The organism is Acinetobacter seifertii (assembly GCF_016064815.1).
In the GTDB taxonomy this organism is placed as follows: domain Bacteria; phylum Pseudomonadota; class Gammaproteobacteria; order Pseudomonadales; family Moraxellaceae; genus Acinetobacter; species Acinetobacter seifertii.
Genome location: NZ_CP065820.1, coordinates 3,117,782 through 3,134,780, shown reverse-complemented (window position 1 = coordinate 3,134,780; position 16,999 = coordinate 3,117,782). Strand labels below are relative to the sequence as shown.

The window sequence follows — 16,999 nt, the reverse complement described above, 5'->3', positions numbered from 1 at the left end:
TTAGGAAGAATCGATGAATTATGAATTATGGAAAATATTTTTAGATGCGGTGGAACTCGGTAGCTTAAGCAAAGTCGCCATGCTGCATAACACCAACCAACCGCAAATCAGTCGGCAAATGAACGAGCTTGAGGCCCAATGTGGTGGTCGTTTGTTTAACCGAACTGGACGTGGCGTCGAACTCACCGATTTAGGTCAGCATTTACTTCCTAAGATTCGTTCATGGCTAAACGTAACCGATCAACTGAATAATGAGATTTTGCATTCGACCGATACACCGATTGGTACGGTTCGTATAGCCAGTTTGCCGTCTACTGCACATCCGTTGTTGTCGACCCTCTATAAAGTGCTTCAAGAGAAATATCCCCTAATTAAACTGTCGGTGCGTGAAGGGCAAGGGGTGCATTTAGAAAAATGGCTGGAAGATGGCAGTGTTGATTTAGCCATACTTTATCGGTTCAACCCAACGCCTAAACAGGGCGATGTTTACCTTACCGAAGCAGATACTTACTTGGTGGGCTGTGAAGGAGACGCGCTCACTCAGGCAAATGAAGTCGACTTTAAAGAGGTAAGTCAGTTACCTCTGGTCACCTTTTGCAGGCCAAGTAACTGGCGCAATTTTTTAGACCACATGGCTTATGAAAATGGGGTAGAGCTAAATATTGTGTTTGAAGCTGACTCGATTAGTTTACAAACCCATTTGGTTTCCGAGTCTCGCATGTATACCATGCTGGGGCCGCAAGCGTTAAAGAAGGCCAGCCAATACACCTCAATTCAAGCCGCAAAAATTATTAACCCTGCGCTAAAGCGCTATATTTCTTTGTCTATTTCTAAGCACGGCTATTTAACGCCTGCGTGTAAGGCGGTGATGGAAGAAATTAGGAATTTAGCCGATTTGCTTTAATCAAACCGTAACTTTATGACTGATACTGTTGCATAGTGCGCATCATAATTGTTGCTATTTTGAAGACAGTGTTGCGACATTAAACAGTCTATGTTTTTACATGCTTTTTTGTTTTTATAAATGCTTTAGCTTTGATTTGTTTTTAAATATTTAAAACATCTTTGTAGTGAATTTAATGACTTTAAAAGAACAGGATGCTGTTTATGCCAGAGACCTCAATTCAACAAGAGACACAAAGTACATGGGCACTATGTCGCGATCCTGTTTTACTGACTATGGTTGGTGGAGCAATTGATACCATTGGTTTTATTGCGTTATTTGGTTTTTTTACCGCGCATGTGACGGGCAACTTGGTGCTTGCAGGAGCGGCTTTAGTGAAGGGTGGTACAGGTGTCTGGATTAAACTTGCGGCTATTCCATTGTTTATTTTGACGGTGGTGATTACCAAACTGTTAATTGACCGTAGTCAGGTTAAACACAAAACACTGTCTTATTTATTTTTATTTGAAGCTATTTTTCTCTTTGCTTTTATGGCTGCTGGGCTTTACTTTGAGCCATTTAAAAATGCCGATGCGATTACCGTTGCTATCACGGGTGGCCTAGGTTTAATTGCCTTAGCTATTCGTAATACTTCAAGTAAAACCCTCATTAAAAATATTAGCCCAAGTACCATGATGACAGGCAACACCACCCAGCTTGGTATTGATATTGCCAACTTGCTTAAAAACAATAACGCAGCCAATCGGGCAAGTCTGCTTAAAAGTGCCAGTATTGTCATTGGCTTTGTGATTGGTGCTTTTATGGGGGCTGTGCTTTATGTCTATTTTGACTTTTGGAGTGTAGCGCCGTTTATTTTACCTATCCTTTATTTTTCTTATTTGGCTTCACAGCAGAAGTTTAAACAAGCTTAAACAGAGCTGTTGAAAGAGCCTGAATTTAAAAAAAATCGGGCTTTTATTTTTTTAATAAAGCACCATTGAAGTTGAGCTGAAATTGTTCGTTCACAGCTTTACAGGCATAATGACGAATGGGGAAATACATTCGATAAAGGAATGCACAATGACAAAGTTTGGCCATTATTTAGTGCTTGCAATAATGGGACTGCTTAGCGGTTGTCAGGTCATTCATTTAAAAGAAAGTAACTTAAGCAGCGCTTTGAAAAGTAAAAATGAAAGCATTTTGACTGACAATACTTTAAGTCATCAAACCCAAAACTTACTGTATTTGGTCAAAGAAAATGAAAAGTCTTGTCTGCAAAATTTTGATGATTGTTTAAAGAAAATTCAGGGGCTGTCTGAAAATAGTAGCAGAGAAGAACGTTATGCTGCACTCAGTGAAATTTATTTGGCAAAAGCTTTAGATGTGGGACGTAGTAGTCAGTGTAATGTAGGTAGTAAAAATAATCGTTGTGTCGAGCAAGAGTTAGCACTGTTTGATAAAAGCTTGCGTTATAGCTATGTCTATTTGTTTGACTCTGAAGAGTCGCCGTTCGATCGAGTGTTTGACCATCGCCAAAATCAGGTGCGTATTTTTTATAACGTGGCTTTGTCAAAGCTTATGACCACGTATTTTAATCATTTAAATACGCTTCATTTCCCACCGTTACTAAAAGCAGATGGGCATGAGTACCACGTCAACTTTGATCATGCAGTAGATGTACAAAACATTGAAGTCGATACCTTTCGCTCTAGCTATAACATGAACTTTTCAGGGTTTAATACCGTAAACCGTAAGGATGGTTTAGGTGCCGAGTTTATCGTGGGGCGTAAGGAGCATGATGTAAATCATGGTTTCATTTTAGACCCCGATGCTTTTTACGCTCACCAGAGTAATCCGAACATACATTTACCACGCTTCTTTCCAGTGACTGCCATTGCCTACCCAAAAGAAAAGGCCACAGCCGATCAAGTCATTGCTGGGGCAGATTTGGAAATTTCCATGTTCGACCCATACCGACAGGACCGTGTAAAAGTTGAAGGTGTGGACTATCCACTCACGGCAAACTATTCGGCACCTTATGGGCTTTGGCTGTCAAAATATAATTTAGGTGCAGCAGGTTATTGGTCTTTAATTAATAAAGAAGCCAATTTGATTATGCCGCATTTATATATGCTGGAACCCTTTAACCCGAATAAGAAGATTATTGTGTTTGTGCATGGTTTGGCCAGTAGCCCAGAAGCATGGGTAAGTCTAACCAATGACATTATGGGCGATGCTGAATTAAGGAAAAACTACCAAGTTTGGCAGGTTTTTTATTCAACCAATATGCCGATTTTTGAAAGTCGATTTCAGATTTATTCATTGCTGAATCAGGCTTTTCAAAACGTCGCCAAAGACAGTTACGCTGCGCACGATGCAGTGTTGGTTGGGCATAGTATGGGCGGAGTGATTAGCCGCCTATTGGTAAGCGATGCTGATGTTTCAGAGCAAGCCATGCAAAAAATGAATGAAGCTCAGCTCAATCGTTTAAAAGAAAATCCTGTAATTCGAGAGCGCTTTCAGTTCAAAGATTTGCCCTATTTTAAGCGGGTTGTTTTTGTTTCGGCGCCGCATCATGGTACCGACTATGCTGATCGATGGTTTACTCAAATTGCTCGCCGTGTTATTCGTTTGCCTGCTGACTTTTTTATTGCGGTTGAAATGAGAGATGAGAAAAACACAAAACTCAAAAAAGGTTTAATTGAAAATGGAGCGAGTAATTTGAGTCGCTCTTCTAGCTTTATGCAACTTACGCAAGCCATTCAGCCATCGTCCAACGTGGTCTATCACTCGATTATGGGTAATATAAATGGCACCACAGATAAGTCAAAAATGAGTGATGGGATTGTACCGTATCAAAGTTCACATTTGGGTGGGGAGCAGTCGGAGCTGATTATTAAAGGTGGGCATTCAATACAAACCTCACCAGAGGCAATTTTAGAATTACGTCGTATTTTAAGGTTGCATTTAAAGCAGTCGCAGCTTTCAAAATAGAATTTTTGTTTTTAGAAAACCACTGCTGACAGGCTCAACAGTGGTTGAAGTGATTAATTAAGCTGGTTTTGTTTGAGCGATTTTTTATGCTCAAAGTAGCTGATTGAAAAAATAACCAAGCCAACCAAATACAACACGCCAGACAACAGCAGCAAGTCTAAGCCTGCCGCGTAGAGCAACCAAAGTGCATAGATTGAAGCAACACTTGCAATCGCAATATGCGGCGTGCGTTTATGGCGAATCGATTCTTTAAGATAAAAAGCCGACACCAGAAAATAAGGCAGCAAAATCATGACCGATGAAATCAGTAAAAGCTGAGTGTAGTTTTTATTGAAAAAATACACGGCAATCAGAGAGCCTTGTACCACAATAGTAGTGAGCCAAAGTGATGAAATCGGTACATTGTTCTGATTATTCTTTAAAAATAGTTTCGGGAATGCACCATTTTTTGCGGCTAGATATGGAATTTCGGTCGCAAATAACGTCCAGCTTAAATAAGAAGATGAAACTGAAATAATCAGCCCGATGGTAATAATGATGGTACCCGGTAAGCCGATCAATTGCTGTAAAATGGTCGCCATAGATGGGTTATGCATGCCTGCAAGGGCTTCACGACTTGCTACACCATAAGCCAGTACTGTCACCATGACGTAAAAACTTAACGCCAGTAACACACCTAAAATGGTCGCTTTACCAATGTCATGACGGTTCTTTGCACGCGATGATAAAACCACAGCACCTTCAATACCCGTAAATACCCAAAGGGTAATCAGCATCAGGTCTTTGACTTGCTGCCAAAGAGGAACTTTTAAAGAGAAGTCATTTAAGTTGAGTTTGAATAAATCAAACTTAAAGGCAATAAAAGTAAAGAAGATGAAAACCACCATTGGAATAATTTTGGCAATGGTCGCCAGCAAATTTACAACAGCGGCTTCTTTAATGCCTCGGCTCACTAACCAATGCACCAGCCATACAAAAATGCTTGAGCCAATCAGAGAGTAGAGCGTGTTACCTTCACCAAAAATAATATGGTCTTTGCTGTCGGTAAACATGCCAACGCCTGAAAAGGCAATGACCACATAGCCGACAATACCAATGGTGGTACATAACCAATAACCCCACGCCGAGCAAAACCCGATGAGATCTCCAAATCCTTCCCGTGCATAGTTATAAATACCGCCGTCTAGATCTGGTCGTTGACGGGTTAAATGCAACAATGACAGGGCTAAGAAAATAATGCCGACCCCAGTAATGAGCCATGCAACAAGAAGGGCAGAGCCGTTGGCAACTTGAGCCATATTTTGGGGAAGGCTAAATACACCAGACCCCACCATAGAGCTAAATACCAGCGCTGTAAGAGACAACAATCCGATTTTGGCAGCAGACATGGTATTTATTCTTTAAAAAATTGAGAAAGTTCAGCAATGTGTTCTGGTCCAATACCACAGCAACCACCAACCAGACTTGCACCTGCTTGCTGCCACTGTTTAGCAAAACCAAGATAAGCTGGAGCATCTAAGTCTTTACGAATTTCATCTAAGCCATCATTGGCTGTAGCGCTGTCATCTTGCGGTGGGAAAGCGTTGGCATAGGCGCCAATTTGTACAGACTCTGGAATAAGTCCTTTAATCTCATTAATCGCTTGCAAGATCACTTCAGGTTGGCAGCAGTTAAACAACACCGCTTTGGCATTAGATTGTTTGATGAAATCAGCCACTTGCTGCATGTTTTCACCTGAACGAAGTAACGCTTGCTCTTGTTTAATTTCATCTTGCAGCGTAAATGACACCCAATAGTCCTTACCATCTTGTGGCAATAATGCGTGTACTGTTTCAACTTCTTTTAAGCAAGACTGGGTTTCAGCGAGCCAGAAATCTACTTCTGGTGCCAATGTGTTGATGATAGGCTCAGCTAGGTTTTTAGCTTGTTCTGGTTGGAACAAATCTGCACGGTAAGAACCAAATAACGGTGGTAAGCAGCCTGCGATTTTGACATTTTTACCGCTTTCTTTAACTGCATTTTTCGCTTGTTCGATGGCAACTTTAATTAAATGTACGCCGTCAGTTTCAAAGCGTTCCTGACCAATGTGAAATGGTACAACAGCGTAGTTGTTAGTCGTAATGACTTCTGCACCAGCATTGATAAAGTCGAGGTGAACTTCTTTTACTGTTTCAGGTGCTTCAATAAGTGCTAAAGCAGACCATTCTGGTTGACGAAATGGAGCGCCACGACGGGCCAATTCACGGCCTAAACCGCCATCTAAAATTTTCATAAATTACAACATAAAGGGAGAAAAATAATTCAGGTAATCTAACGCGTAGGTGAATTCTATTCAATCACTAATATGCTCGATATATTTCAAAAAAAATGAGATGGTTATGAAAAATTTTTCTTAAAAGGAATTCTGTAAATGCTGTTCAGTTTTACTGATGAACTTCACGTGAAAATGAGCGTGTATTGGTTGGCAAACATAGAATGAAAACGATCTTACAAAGCGCCATATTGTTGCCAGCTTTCACCGGTATGCTGTGTTTTATAATAGGCTTGAAGTTGTTTAAGCTGTGTAAAATGTACACCCGACCAAATTAATAAACTAATGAATAATAAAACTTTAGATAAGCTACGAACTTTATTGAAGCGAGCAAAAGCTAACATAACAAAGAACAATGCAGGTAAAAATATAAAGAACTGGAGAGGTGAGAAAAATAAATGAGTACTACTGAAATATAACACGACTGCACTTAGCAGCACATTTAAAACTGAACAGATTTTCTGGTACTTGCCGAGCTTAAATGCATAGGCAGTTATAATAAATAATACGGCTGAGCTGACGTAAATAGCTGCACCACCAATCATCCACATATAAAACCCGCTTAACAAAAGATAAGCCAGTAGCAAAACAAGTACGAGCTTAAAACAAAATGACAAGAGGCGAGGTGATGCGTTTAAAGGCGTCATAGCGAATCTATATCTCAACTAAGGTCTTAAAAAAACAAAAGGACGAATCGAAATTCATCCTTTTGATATTTTACTTATACATCGTCAAACTTAGTTTGCTTTTGCAACAGGGGCAGCAGCAGATTCATCGTTTGCAGCTTTGAATGGAGATGTATAGTTCAAGCCAAGCGTAGAACTTGTGTACTGACGAACTTTGTCGAGTAACACAGGGTCTTTGCTCAAGTCTTGTTTATAAGAAACTACAATTTCATGAAGCTTCTGGTTCCACTTACCTTCAGTTTGCTGAGGGAAAGCTTTTTCAAGCAAGTTAAGCATGATGTATGGAGAAGTCGAAGCACCCGGAGACGCACCTAACAATGCAGTTACAGCGCCGTCTTTAGAAGCAAAGATTTCTGTACCGAATTGAAGTGTCGCAGGTTTACCCGGTTCTTTCTTGATGATCTGAACACGTTGACCACCTTGGCTTAAACGCCAGTCTTCAGCTTTCGCATCTGGGTAGTATTTACGAAGTTCATTTAGACGGTCTTGGTCTGACATCATCACTTGGCTCACCAAGTATTTAACAAGATCAAGGTTTTCTAAGCCAACAGTCGTCATTGGTAAAATGTTGTTTTTGTTGGTTGATGCAAGCAAATCAAGCTGTGAACCATTTTTCAGGAACTTGTTTGAATACGTTGCAAATGGTCCAAACAATACATATTTTTTACCGTCGATATAACGTGTATCAATATGCGGTACAGACATTGGAGGCGCACCAAGTTCAGCACGACCATATACTTTTGCAGTATGTTGAGCAGTAATTGCTGGGTTATCAGTAATTAAGAACTCACCACCTACAGGGAAGCCAGCATATTGTTTCGCTTCTGGTAAACCAGTAAGTTGCAATAATTTAACCGCTGCACCACCTGCACCGATAAACACAAAACGTGTTTTAACGTGATCTGTTTTACCAGTTTTCAAATCTTTGAAAGTTACAGTCCAAGTTTTGTCATCATTTTGGCTGATGCCAGAAACTTCAGTTGAAGTCTGTAATTTGAAATTTGGGTTTTGGCTTAAGTGTTTCACTAACTGATTCGTGATTGAACCGTAGTTAACGTCTGAACCAACTTCCATACGCGTCGCTGCAACTTTTTGAGTTGGGTCACGATCGTTCATCACTAAAGGTGCCCATTGCTTAATCACAGCTGGGTCTTCAGTAAATTTCATACCTTTGAACAACGGGCTTTGAATCATGGCAGCATAACGTTTTTCTAAGAACTGAACGTTATCACCCCAAACGAAAGCAATGTGCGGAACAGGGTTAATGAATGATTTTGGTTCAGCTAAAACGCCTTGTTTTACCTGATATGACCAGAACTGTTTTGCTACTTCAAACTGAGAAGCAACTTTTTCAGCTTTGGCAATTTCCATCTTACCGTTTTTCTCTTCGGTATAGTTCATTTCCATAAAGCCAGAGTGGCCTGTTCCGGCATTGTTAAAGCCGTTTGAACTTTCTTGAGCAACTTGGTCAAGACGCTCATACATACGAATTTGCCAATTCGGTTCAAGCTCAGTGAAGTAAGTACCGAGAGTGGCACTCATGATGCCGCCGCCAACAAGAACGGCATCAACAACTGGCTCATCTTTTGCAGTTTGCACTTGTTTTGACGCAATCGGTCTAAACAAGAAAACAATACCTGCAATTAAAATAATAATGATTAATACCAGAAGGTATTTCAAAAACTTTTTCATGCAAGGGGAACCTTAAAATAAGTTATTTGAGTCACTTAAGGTGTGAGGAAACCTAGACAGCGTATCCAGACAAAACGGATATAAATGCGAAAGTAAAATTCTCCAAAACAGAGAACTTTAAAAAAAGAAAAATTACTTGGGATTATCGCAAACACTCTATATTTTAGACTAATTTTGCATTGACAAGACAATTTTTATAATAAATGGGTTCTATCAAAATCATAAATATGATTTATATTTAATCAAATTAAGCTTTTATAAGATTATTTTTTGCTGATATTTTTGTATAAGAATTTGAAAATTATTAATTAAAATAATTATGGTTAAAACTAAACCACTTGATGGTAATTTGCCTATAAAAATAGATTAATTTTTATTTCATGCCATATTTGTGTAAATGTTTAGCTTATAGCCGCTTATTTTTTGTCATACATAGTTCTTATTAATGTTTATGCAGTACCTATTAAATTCAGGGCATATTTCTGTATAAGAAATATGCCCTTAACGGTTTTATGACGCGACATAGAACGGTGCAGTTGAACGTGGTAATGCTTCACGTCCACGAATTTGGTCTGCAATTTTCTCGGCAATCATAATAGTGGTTGCATTTAAGTTACCCGTAATAATGAGCGGCATAATTGAGGCATCAACTACACGTAAACCATTCATACCGTGTACACGGCCTTGACCATCTACAACAGCCATCTCATCTTCGCCCATCTTACAGCTACAAGAAGGATGGTAAGCTGTTTCCGCATGGTTACGAACAAAGTCATCAAGCTCTGCATCACTTTGCAAATGTTTACCCGGACTAATTTCTTCACCACGATATGGATCAAGCGCAGGTTGCTGCATGATTTCACGTGTAATACGAATTGCATCACGGAACTCACGCCAGTCTTGTTCAGTCGACATGTAGTTAAACAAGATACTTGGGTGCGCAAACGGATCTTTCGATTTAAGTTTGATACGACCGCGTGAAGGCGAGCGCATTGAACCGACGTGTGCTTGGAAGCCATGTTCTTTTACTGCATTACTACCGTTGTAGTTAATGGCAACTGGCAAGAAATGATACTGGATGTTTGGCCATTTGAACTCGTCCGAACTACGGATAAATCCGCCTGCTTCAAACTGGTTACTTGCGCCAATACCTGTACCATTGAATAACCACTCGGCACCAATCGCAGGTTGGTTATACCATTTTAAAGCAGGGTATAAAGAAACGGGTTGCTTACATTTATACTGTAAGTACATTTCCAAGTGGTCCTGCAAGTTTTCACCTACGCCCGGCAAATCATGAACCACATCAATGTCCATTGATTTTAAGAAGGTACTTTGACCTACGCCTGAGCGCTGTAAAATTTGCGGTGACGCAATTGCACCTGCACATAGTAATACTTCGCGTTTAACCAAGGCACGTTGTAAGTTGTTTTGGTCAGCGCCAATAATGTATTCAACACCAATTGCTTGCTTTTGGTTAAACAAGATTTTATTGGTTGTCGCGTGAGTCAAAATAGTCAGGTTTGGACGACCTTTTGCCATATCCAAATAACCACGAGCGGTACTTGAACGACGACCTTTAGGCGTAACTGTACGGTCCATTGGACCAAAACCTTCTTGCTGGTAACCATTTAAGTCATCAGTACGTGGGTAACCTGCTTGTACACCAGCTTCAACCATGGCATGGAACAATACATTGTTGCCATTTTTAGGCGTAGCAACGGATACAGGGCCGCTATCACCATGATAGTCATTGCCACCAATGTCACGAGTTTCGGCTTTTTTGTAGTAAGGCAAACAGTCGGCATAAGACCAGTTTTCAAGGCCTTTATGAGTTGCCCATTGTTCTAAATCCATCGCGTTACCGCGGATATAGCACATACCATTAATTAAAGATGAGCCACCTAAACCTTTACCACGACCACATTCCATACGGCGGTTGTTCATGTGTGGTTCAGGGTCAGTTAAATAAGCCCAGTTATAGCGACGGCCTTGAAGAGGGTAGGCCAAAGCTGCCGGCATTTGTGTACGGAAATCCAAGCGATAATCTGGTCCACCTGCTTCTAGCAGTAAAACGGTGGTATCTTTGTCTTCGGTAAGACGCGCAGCGAGTACATTTCCGGCAGATCCTGCGCCAATAATAATGTAATCATATTCTTTAATATTCATAACTATCCTTTTTTTACTAACAGTTTGCCTGAGCAATCTATAAAGACTGCTCGGCATATGTGATTTAGGTTGAAGGTTTTAGTGCGATTGAGGCATTAAAAAATGCTTTGATAATCGCCAAGTTCAACTTGAATAGATTTGATACGGGTATAGTGCCCAAGCGTGGTTAAGCCATTTTCGCGGCCCACACCAGATTGCTTGTAGCCACCGACTGGCATTTCGGCAGGTGATTCGCCCCAGGTGTTAATCCAGCAAATACCAGCTTCAATTTGGTGAATAATGCGATGAGCACGGCTAATATCTTGAGTAACCACACCAGCAGCTAAACCAAAGGTCGTGTCGTTGGCACGTTGAATCACTTCTTCTTCGCTTTCATAGCTTAAGATGCTCATAACCGGTCCAAAAATTTCTTCTTGAACAATCGCCATCTGGTTAGTGCAGTCGCTAAATACCGTTGGTAGTACATAAGCGCCTTTGGCAAGTTCGCCTTCTGTCGCACGACCACCACCGATTAATACTTTAGCGCCTTGTTGTTTGCCTGACTCAATGAAAGACAACACTTTTTCCATATGAGGGAAGCTAGTGAGCGGACCGAAGTTTGTGTCTTCAGCCATTGGGTCACCTATGCGAATACGTTTTACACGCTCTACAACGGCTTTTTCAAAATCGGCTAAACGTGATTTTGGAACAAATACACGGGTACCGTTGGTACATACTTGACCTGAGCTAAAGAAGTTCGCCATAACCGCAATATCTGCTGCACGGTTAAGGTCAGCATCTTCACAAATAATGAGTGGTGACTTACCACCAAGCTCCATAGTCACTTCTTTAAGGGTAGAGCCAGCAGCGCTTGCCATCACTTTTTTGCCAGTTTCTACGCCACCCGTGAATGAGATTTTTTCAATCACAGGATGTTCAGTGAGCCATTGACCAATTTCACGACCAGCACCTTGTACTACGTTAAATACGCCGTCTGGTAAGCCAGCTTCTGTATAGATTTCTGCAAGTTTTAATGCAGTAAGTGGCGTTGTTTCGCTTGGCTTGAAAATCATGGCATTGCCAGCAGCAAGGGCAGGGGCAGATTTCCATAAAGCGATTTGGATTGGATAGTTCCACGCACCAATACCTGCAACCACGCCTAAAGGTTCACGGCGTGTATAAAAGAAACTTGATTCGCGAAGTGGAACTTGTTCGCCCTGAATAGCTGTTGCAAGTCCTGCGTAGTATTCGAGTACATCTGCACCAGTCACAATATCGACGGTAGATGTTTCGCTATAGGCTTTACCGGTGTCGAGTGTTTCAAGACGGGCAAGCTCATCATTACGTTCACGGAGAATATCGACAGCACGACGTAAAATACGTGAACGCTCCATAGCGGTCATGGCTGCCCAGATTTTTTGTCCTTGTTGGGCACTTTTTACAGCAGCTTCAATGTCTTGTTCAGATGCCTGTTGAAGAGTCGCGATTGTCTCGCCGTTGGCAGGGTTAATACTATTAAATGTTTTACCACTGGTTGCTTCAACGTAGCGTCCATGGATATACAATTGATGAACTTGTACATCACTCATTTTGTCTCTCCTGCAAAGGCTTGTTCGCAAATTGCAATTGCGTTTTTACATAATCGTAAGCAATGGAACGGGCCAGTTCGCTGTCAAATTCGTTGTGACGGCTTAAACTGCCACGTAGCCATAATCCATCAATCAATGCTGCCAGACCTCTTGCGGCAACACTGGCCTGTTGTTCATCCATTAACTTGAGAAAATAAAACTTCAAGTTGGAATACAGGCGTTGATCATTAATCTTTTGCAAACGGCTCAGGTCCGGTACATGCATACTTGCAGACCAAAAGTCTAACCAGACCCGCATTGCTTTTTCATTTACCTGACTAATGTCAAAGTTAGAGTCAATAATTGCCTTAATTTGGCTTTCCGGATGCGAATCTGCTTCTGCTCTGTATTGTTCGGTTTTCCGACGCAAAACATTTAGCATTTCTTGCATACACGTATTTATTAACCCTTGTTTGTCGCCAAAATAGTGGCTAACAATGCCGGTCGACAGCTCGGCTTTTTTTGCAATTTGTGCAATGGTGGTATTGGATAACCCCACTTCATAAATTACGTCGAGTGCAGCGTTCATAATCTCTTCACGGCGCACATGCTCTGGTTTTACTCTGCGTTTTGTCATGATTTTCCACATCAGCACTTTTATGGGTGCTTTAAATTCAGCATGTTAACTTGCAGAGCATCATAGCACTTTTTTTATCATACTTGTTATTGATTGAACGTTCAATCAATAACAAGTATGATGTGTAAAAATCAATGAATTTTTGAATCTGACTTCGGGGAAGAAGAGATAGAATCGAAAGTTCTTAGGGATAGGATGATGCGCATAAGTCCAGTACTTATCACGTTATTTTAGAAAAATACACCGATTGCAAGGAGCAATAAGATGGTGTTGAAAAGTGATAAATATTCTTCAGACCATATTCGGTTAAATCGTTTCGTATTTTGGAGTTCGGCAGTCAGTATCGGTATTTTTGGCCTGTTATTTGTGCTGTTTCCGCAAAAAAGTCAGTTTTGGCTGACGTATGTACAAGAGCAAGTAAACCACTTTTTCGGGTGGTATTACATGTTGGTGATTGTGCTGTGTTTAGGCTTTGTGGCTTGGCTTGCCTTTTCAAAAGTAGGGCAGATTCCTTTAGGAAAAGACCACGACAAACCTGAGTTCGGCTATTTGGCTTGGACCTCAATGCTGTTTTCGGCAGGTATTGGTATCGCGCTACTTTATTATGGTGTTGCTGAACCTGTTGACCATTTTCTAAGACCACCGGAAGGTGAGGCAGGAACAATTCAAGCTGCTCGAAACGCCATGACCTATAGCTTTTTGCACTGGGGTATTCATGGTTGGGTGCTTTATGCTCTGCTCGGCGTGACCTTAGGTTACTTTGCTTTTAGACAAAATTTACCCCTAGCTTTGCGTTCAGCGCTTTACCCAATTTTTGGCGAGCGAGTCCATGGCTTGGTGGGTGATTTTGTCGATGGCTTTGGTATTTTAGCAACCGTCATTTCGCTCGTGACTAATTTAGGTATAGGCGCTTTAGTATTAGTTTCAGGCATTTGTTATTTAATTCCTGAAATACCGCATAGCTCTGCAACCTTAATTACAGCTGTTCTCGTCATGATGAGTGTTGCGACCATTACAACAGTGGTCGGCATTGAAAAAGGCTTGGCATGGTTATCGCGTATTAATTTGCGTTTGCTCTATGCTTTACTTTTATTTGTATTTTTAACAGGGCCAACTAACCATTTGTTAAATGGCCTTGTGCAAAATGTCGGTGATTATCTCAACAATTTTATGGGTAAAAGTTTTGATATGTATTTATACAATCAAAAAGCCAGTAGATGGTTGGGTTCATGGACTGTGTTTTATTGGGCATGGTGGATTGCTTGGGCACCTTTTGTAGGAATGTTTATTGCCCGAATCTCCAAAGGTCGAACCATTCGTGAAGTGGTGTTGGGTGTATGTCTCATTCCACTCAGCTTTACACTGGCTTGGATTTCAGTTTTTGGAAACACTGCAATTTACTTAATTCTCAATCAAAAACATAAAGTTTTAGGAGATATGGTTTTAAGTGATCCAGCGTTGTCATTATTTAAATTACTCGAATATCTCCCGTTTAATCCGTACATTGCGGGGATTGTTGTTGTAATTTGTTTCGTTTTATTTTTGACCCCTGTTGGCTCTGGTACACTAATGATCGCCAATTTGTCCTCGAAAGGGGGCACCAGTGATAGTGATTCACCGATCTGGTTACGCATCTTTTGGTCTGTGGTCATCACCATTGTCAGTATCGGTTTACTCTTAGCCGGTAGTTTCAACTCCATGCAAAGTGCAGTGGTGTTATGTGGTTTACCATTTTCTGTAATTATTTTGCTTTATATGTTTGGTTTAGCCAAAGCCTTAAAGCAAGATGAGTTTGACCCGAATGTTGCGAAAAAGCAGTTAGCTATTTCAAAAGACATTTCTATTCCATCGAATTGTGACCAGAACAAAGTAACCGAGGTTTCATAATCTTGGTTCATCACATTTATTTATATTTTTTTGCGTTCAAAGCAGTCTTTTCATTATGGTTAAATAGTGAAAAGACTAAATTGAATATTTTATTTTCTTCTATTCCTTGAGGATTGTATGGCAACAGATAATCCAAGAGCAGTTGATGATTTAACATTATCTAAATCTAAAAAAGACCCGCTTAATCGTGTGGTTTTTTATATTTCAGCTCTAATTATTTTAATCTTTTCTCTCGTTACTTTTTTGTTTAACGATTTTGCAAATCGAACAATTAACACCGTACTTGCGTGGGTAACGTCAACTTTCGGCTGGTATTACTTACTGGCTGCAACACTGTATATGGTGTTTGTTATTTTCATTGCCTGTTCCAGATATGGTGAAATTAAACTTGGGCCTAAACACTCAAAGCCTGAGTTTAGTCTACTGAGTTGGTCTGCCATGCTGTTTTCAGCAGGTATTGGTATCGATTTAATGTTCTTCTCGGTGGCCGAGCCATTATCTCATTATATGCAGCCGCCTGTTGGCGTAGGCCAGACCTATGAAGCTGCACGCCAAAGTATGGTGTGGACGCTATTTCACTATGGTTTGACCGGATGGTGTATGTATGCCTTGATTGGTATGGCACTTGGCTATTTCAGTTATCGCTATAACTTACCGCTGACCATTCGTTCTGCGCTTTACCCAATTTTCGGGAACAGAATTAATGGGGCAATTGGCCATAGTGTGGATACTGCCGCAGTCATCGGGACAATTTTTGGTATTGCGACCACCTGTGGGATTGGCGTGGTACAGCTGAACTATGGTTTACATGTTTTATTAGGACTGCCAGAGAATATCTGGATGCAGTTTGCGCTGATTGCCATTGCAGTCGGTATTAGTATTATTTCAGTGACATCTGGGGTGAATAAAGGCCTTCGGATTTTGTCTGAAATCAATATTTATGTATCAATTGGTCTTTTGCTATTTATTTTGTTCTTAGGTAATACCGAGTTTTTACTTAATGCTTTGGTACAAAATATTGGCGACTATTTAACTCGATTCCCGACCTTAGCACTTCAAAGTTTTGCTTTTGAGCAACCTAAAGATTGGATGAGCAGTTGGACCTTGTTCTTCTGGGCATGGTGGATTGCTTGGTCTCCATTTGTAGGACTCTTTTTGGCACGTATCTCAAGAGGACGTACTATCCGTGAGTTCGTGTGCGGGACTTTAATTATTCCTTTGTTATTTACCTTAACGTGGTTATCCATTTTTGGTAATAGCGCATTGCACAGCGTGATTTTTGAAGGTAACCAGACTTTAGCTGCAACGGTACTATCAAATCCTGCACATGGTTTCTATGATCTGTTAGCACAGTATCCGGGTTTTACCTTTATTGCTTCAATCGCAACGGTGACGGGGCTTTTATTCTATGTGACTTCTGCTGACTCGGGTGCATTGGTTTTAGGTAACTTCACGACCAAGCTCACCCATATTGATAATGATGCACCACGTTGGTTAAGCGTGTTCTGGGCAATTGCCATTGGCTTATTAACTCTTGCTATGTTGATGACCAACGGGATTACCGCTTTGCAGAATGCAACCATCATTATGGGACTGCCGTTTAGTTTCGTGATGTTCCTAGTCATGGCGGGGCTTTATAAGTCGCTCAGACTTGAAGACTATAGGCATGCCAGCCGAAGTATGAACGCGGCACCTGTGGTGGGTAACGTAGACATTTTGAATTGGAAGCAGCGTTTGACTCGGGTTATGCATCATCCGGGAACGACTGAAACCAGACGAATGCTCGATACCGTTTGCAAACCTGCCGTTCAAGCTGTTGCCGATGAACTCATTAAGCAAGGTATGAACGTAGACGTGCAACAAACACCACTTGAAGATGAAGAGGCGCTATATCACCTCGATATCACTATTCATTTGGAAGAAGAGCAAAACTTTGTTTATCAGATTTGGCCTGTCCGTTATAGCGCGCCAAACTTTAGTCAGCGCGTAAAACGAGGCAAACAGTTCTATTACCGTCTCGAAACTTATCTTTATGAAGGTTCTCAAGACAACGACCTTGTTGGTTACAGTAAAGAACAGGTCATTAATGACATTTTAGATAAATATGAAAGACATATGACCTTCTTACATATCAATCGTATTAGCCCTGGAAACCGACCATTGTTCCCAGATCCACAAGCTTAAGAGGAAAAT

Annotated in this window: 12 protein-coding genes; 5 read left to right on the top strand and 7 right to left on the bottom strand. The window is 40.8% G+C overall.

The window, feature by feature from the left end; all coding sequences use genetic code 11:
- Positions 1 to 13: 13 nt before the first annotated feature.
- From I8T81_RS14415 to I8T81_RS14405, 3 genes are all read left to right on the top strand, one after another.
- The gene (locus tag I8T81_RS14415) at positions 14 to 904 is read left to right on the top strand and encodes a LysR family transcriptional regulator (RefSeq protein ID WP_130127857.1); all 891 of its coding nucleotides are present in this window, start codon (positions 14 to 16) and stop codon (positions 902 to 904) included.
- A gap of 203 nt (positions 905 to 1,107) precedes the next feature.
- Positions 1,108 to 1,815 carry a YoaK family protein gene (locus I8T81_RS14410; RefSeq protein ID WP_198071525.1) on the top strand — a complete coding sequence of 236 codons (708 nt, stop codon included), beginning with the start codon at positions 1,108 to 1,110 and terminating at the stop codon, positions 1,813 to 1,815.
- A gap of 148 nt (positions 1,816 to 1,963) precedes the next feature.
- Positions 1,964 to 3,877 carry an alpha/beta fold hydrolase gene (locus I8T81_RS14405; protein WP_198071524.1) on the top strand — a complete coding sequence of 638 codons (1,914 nt, stop codon included), beginning with the start codon at positions 1,964 to 1,966 and terminating at the stop codon, positions 3,875 to 3,877.
- Between the two features lie 53 nt (positions 3,878 to 3,930).
- Here I8T81_RS14405 and I8T81_RS14400 read toward each other — a convergent pair whose 3' ends face one another.
- From I8T81_RS14400 to betI, 7 genes are all read right to left on the bottom strand, one after another.
- Positions 3,931 to 5,265 carry a basic amino acid/polyamine antiporter gene (locus tag I8T81_RS14400; RefSeq protein ID WP_151792980.1) on the bottom strand — a complete coding sequence of 445 codons (1,335 nt, stop codon included), beginning with the start codon at positions 5,263 to 5,265 and terminating at the stop codon, positions 3,931 to 3,933.
- Between the two features lie 5 nt (positions 5,266 to 5,270).
- A complete protein-coding gene (locus tag I8T81_RS14395) occupies positions 5,271 to 6,149 on the bottom strand; it encodes a homocysteine S-methyltransferase family protein (protein WP_198071523.1) in 879 nt (292 codons plus the stop codon).
- Positions 6,150 to 6,364: 215 nt separating this feature from the next.
- On the bottom strand, positions 6,365 to 6,835 hold the full coding sequence (locus I8T81_RS14390; protein ID WP_198071522.1) for a hypothetical protein: 471 nt from the start codon (positions 6,833 to 6,835) through the stop codon (positions 6,365 to 6,367).
- 90 nt (positions 6,836 to 6,925) lie between these two features.
- Positions 6,926 to 8,566 (bottom strand): malate dehydrogenase (quinone), encoded by a 1,641-nt coding sequence (gene mqo, locus I8T81_RS14385; RefSeq protein ID WP_019456938.1) that lies wholly within the window; start codon positions 8,564 to 8,566, stop codon positions 6,926 to 6,928.
- Between the two features lie 510 nt (positions 8,567 to 9,076).
- On the bottom strand, positions 9,077 to 10,735 hold the full coding sequence (gene betA, locus I8T81_RS14380) for a choline dehydrogenase (protein ID WP_198071521.1): 1,659 nt from the start codon (positions 10,733 to 10,735) through the stop codon (positions 9,077 to 9,079).
- 95 nt (positions 10,736 to 10,830) lie between these two features.
- Positions 10,831 to 12,303, bottom strand: coding sequence for a betaine-aldehyde dehydrogenase (gene betB / locus I8T81_RS14375; protein WP_198071520.1), 1,473 nt, complete (start codon positions 12,301 to 12,303; stop codon positions 10,831 to 10,833).
- Positions 12,296 to 12,919 (bottom strand): transcriptional regulator BetI, encoded by a 624-nt coding sequence (gene betI / locus I8T81_RS14370; RefSeq protein WP_000166965.1) that lies wholly within the window; start codon positions 12,917 to 12,919, stop codon positions 12,296 to 12,298. The genes betB and betI overlap by 8 nt, the downstream gene beginning before the upstream one ends.
- 264 nt (positions 12,920 to 13,183) lie before the next feature.
- On the opposite strand from betI, the gene I8T81_RS14365 reads away from it, so the two are divergent.
- Entirely contained in the window at positions 13,184 to 14,806 is a 1,623-nt protein-coding gene (locus I8T81_RS14365; protein WP_198071519.1) for a BCCT family transporter, read from the top strand.
- Between the two features lie 117 nt (positions 14,807 to 14,923).
- Positions 14,924 to 16,990: a choline transporter gene (locus I8T81_RS14360; protein WP_191028575.1), complete on the top strand. Its 2,067-nt coding sequence runs from the start codon at positions 14,924 to 14,926 to the stop codon at positions 16,988 to 16,990.
- Positions 16,991 to 16,999: the final 9 nt, after the last annotated feature.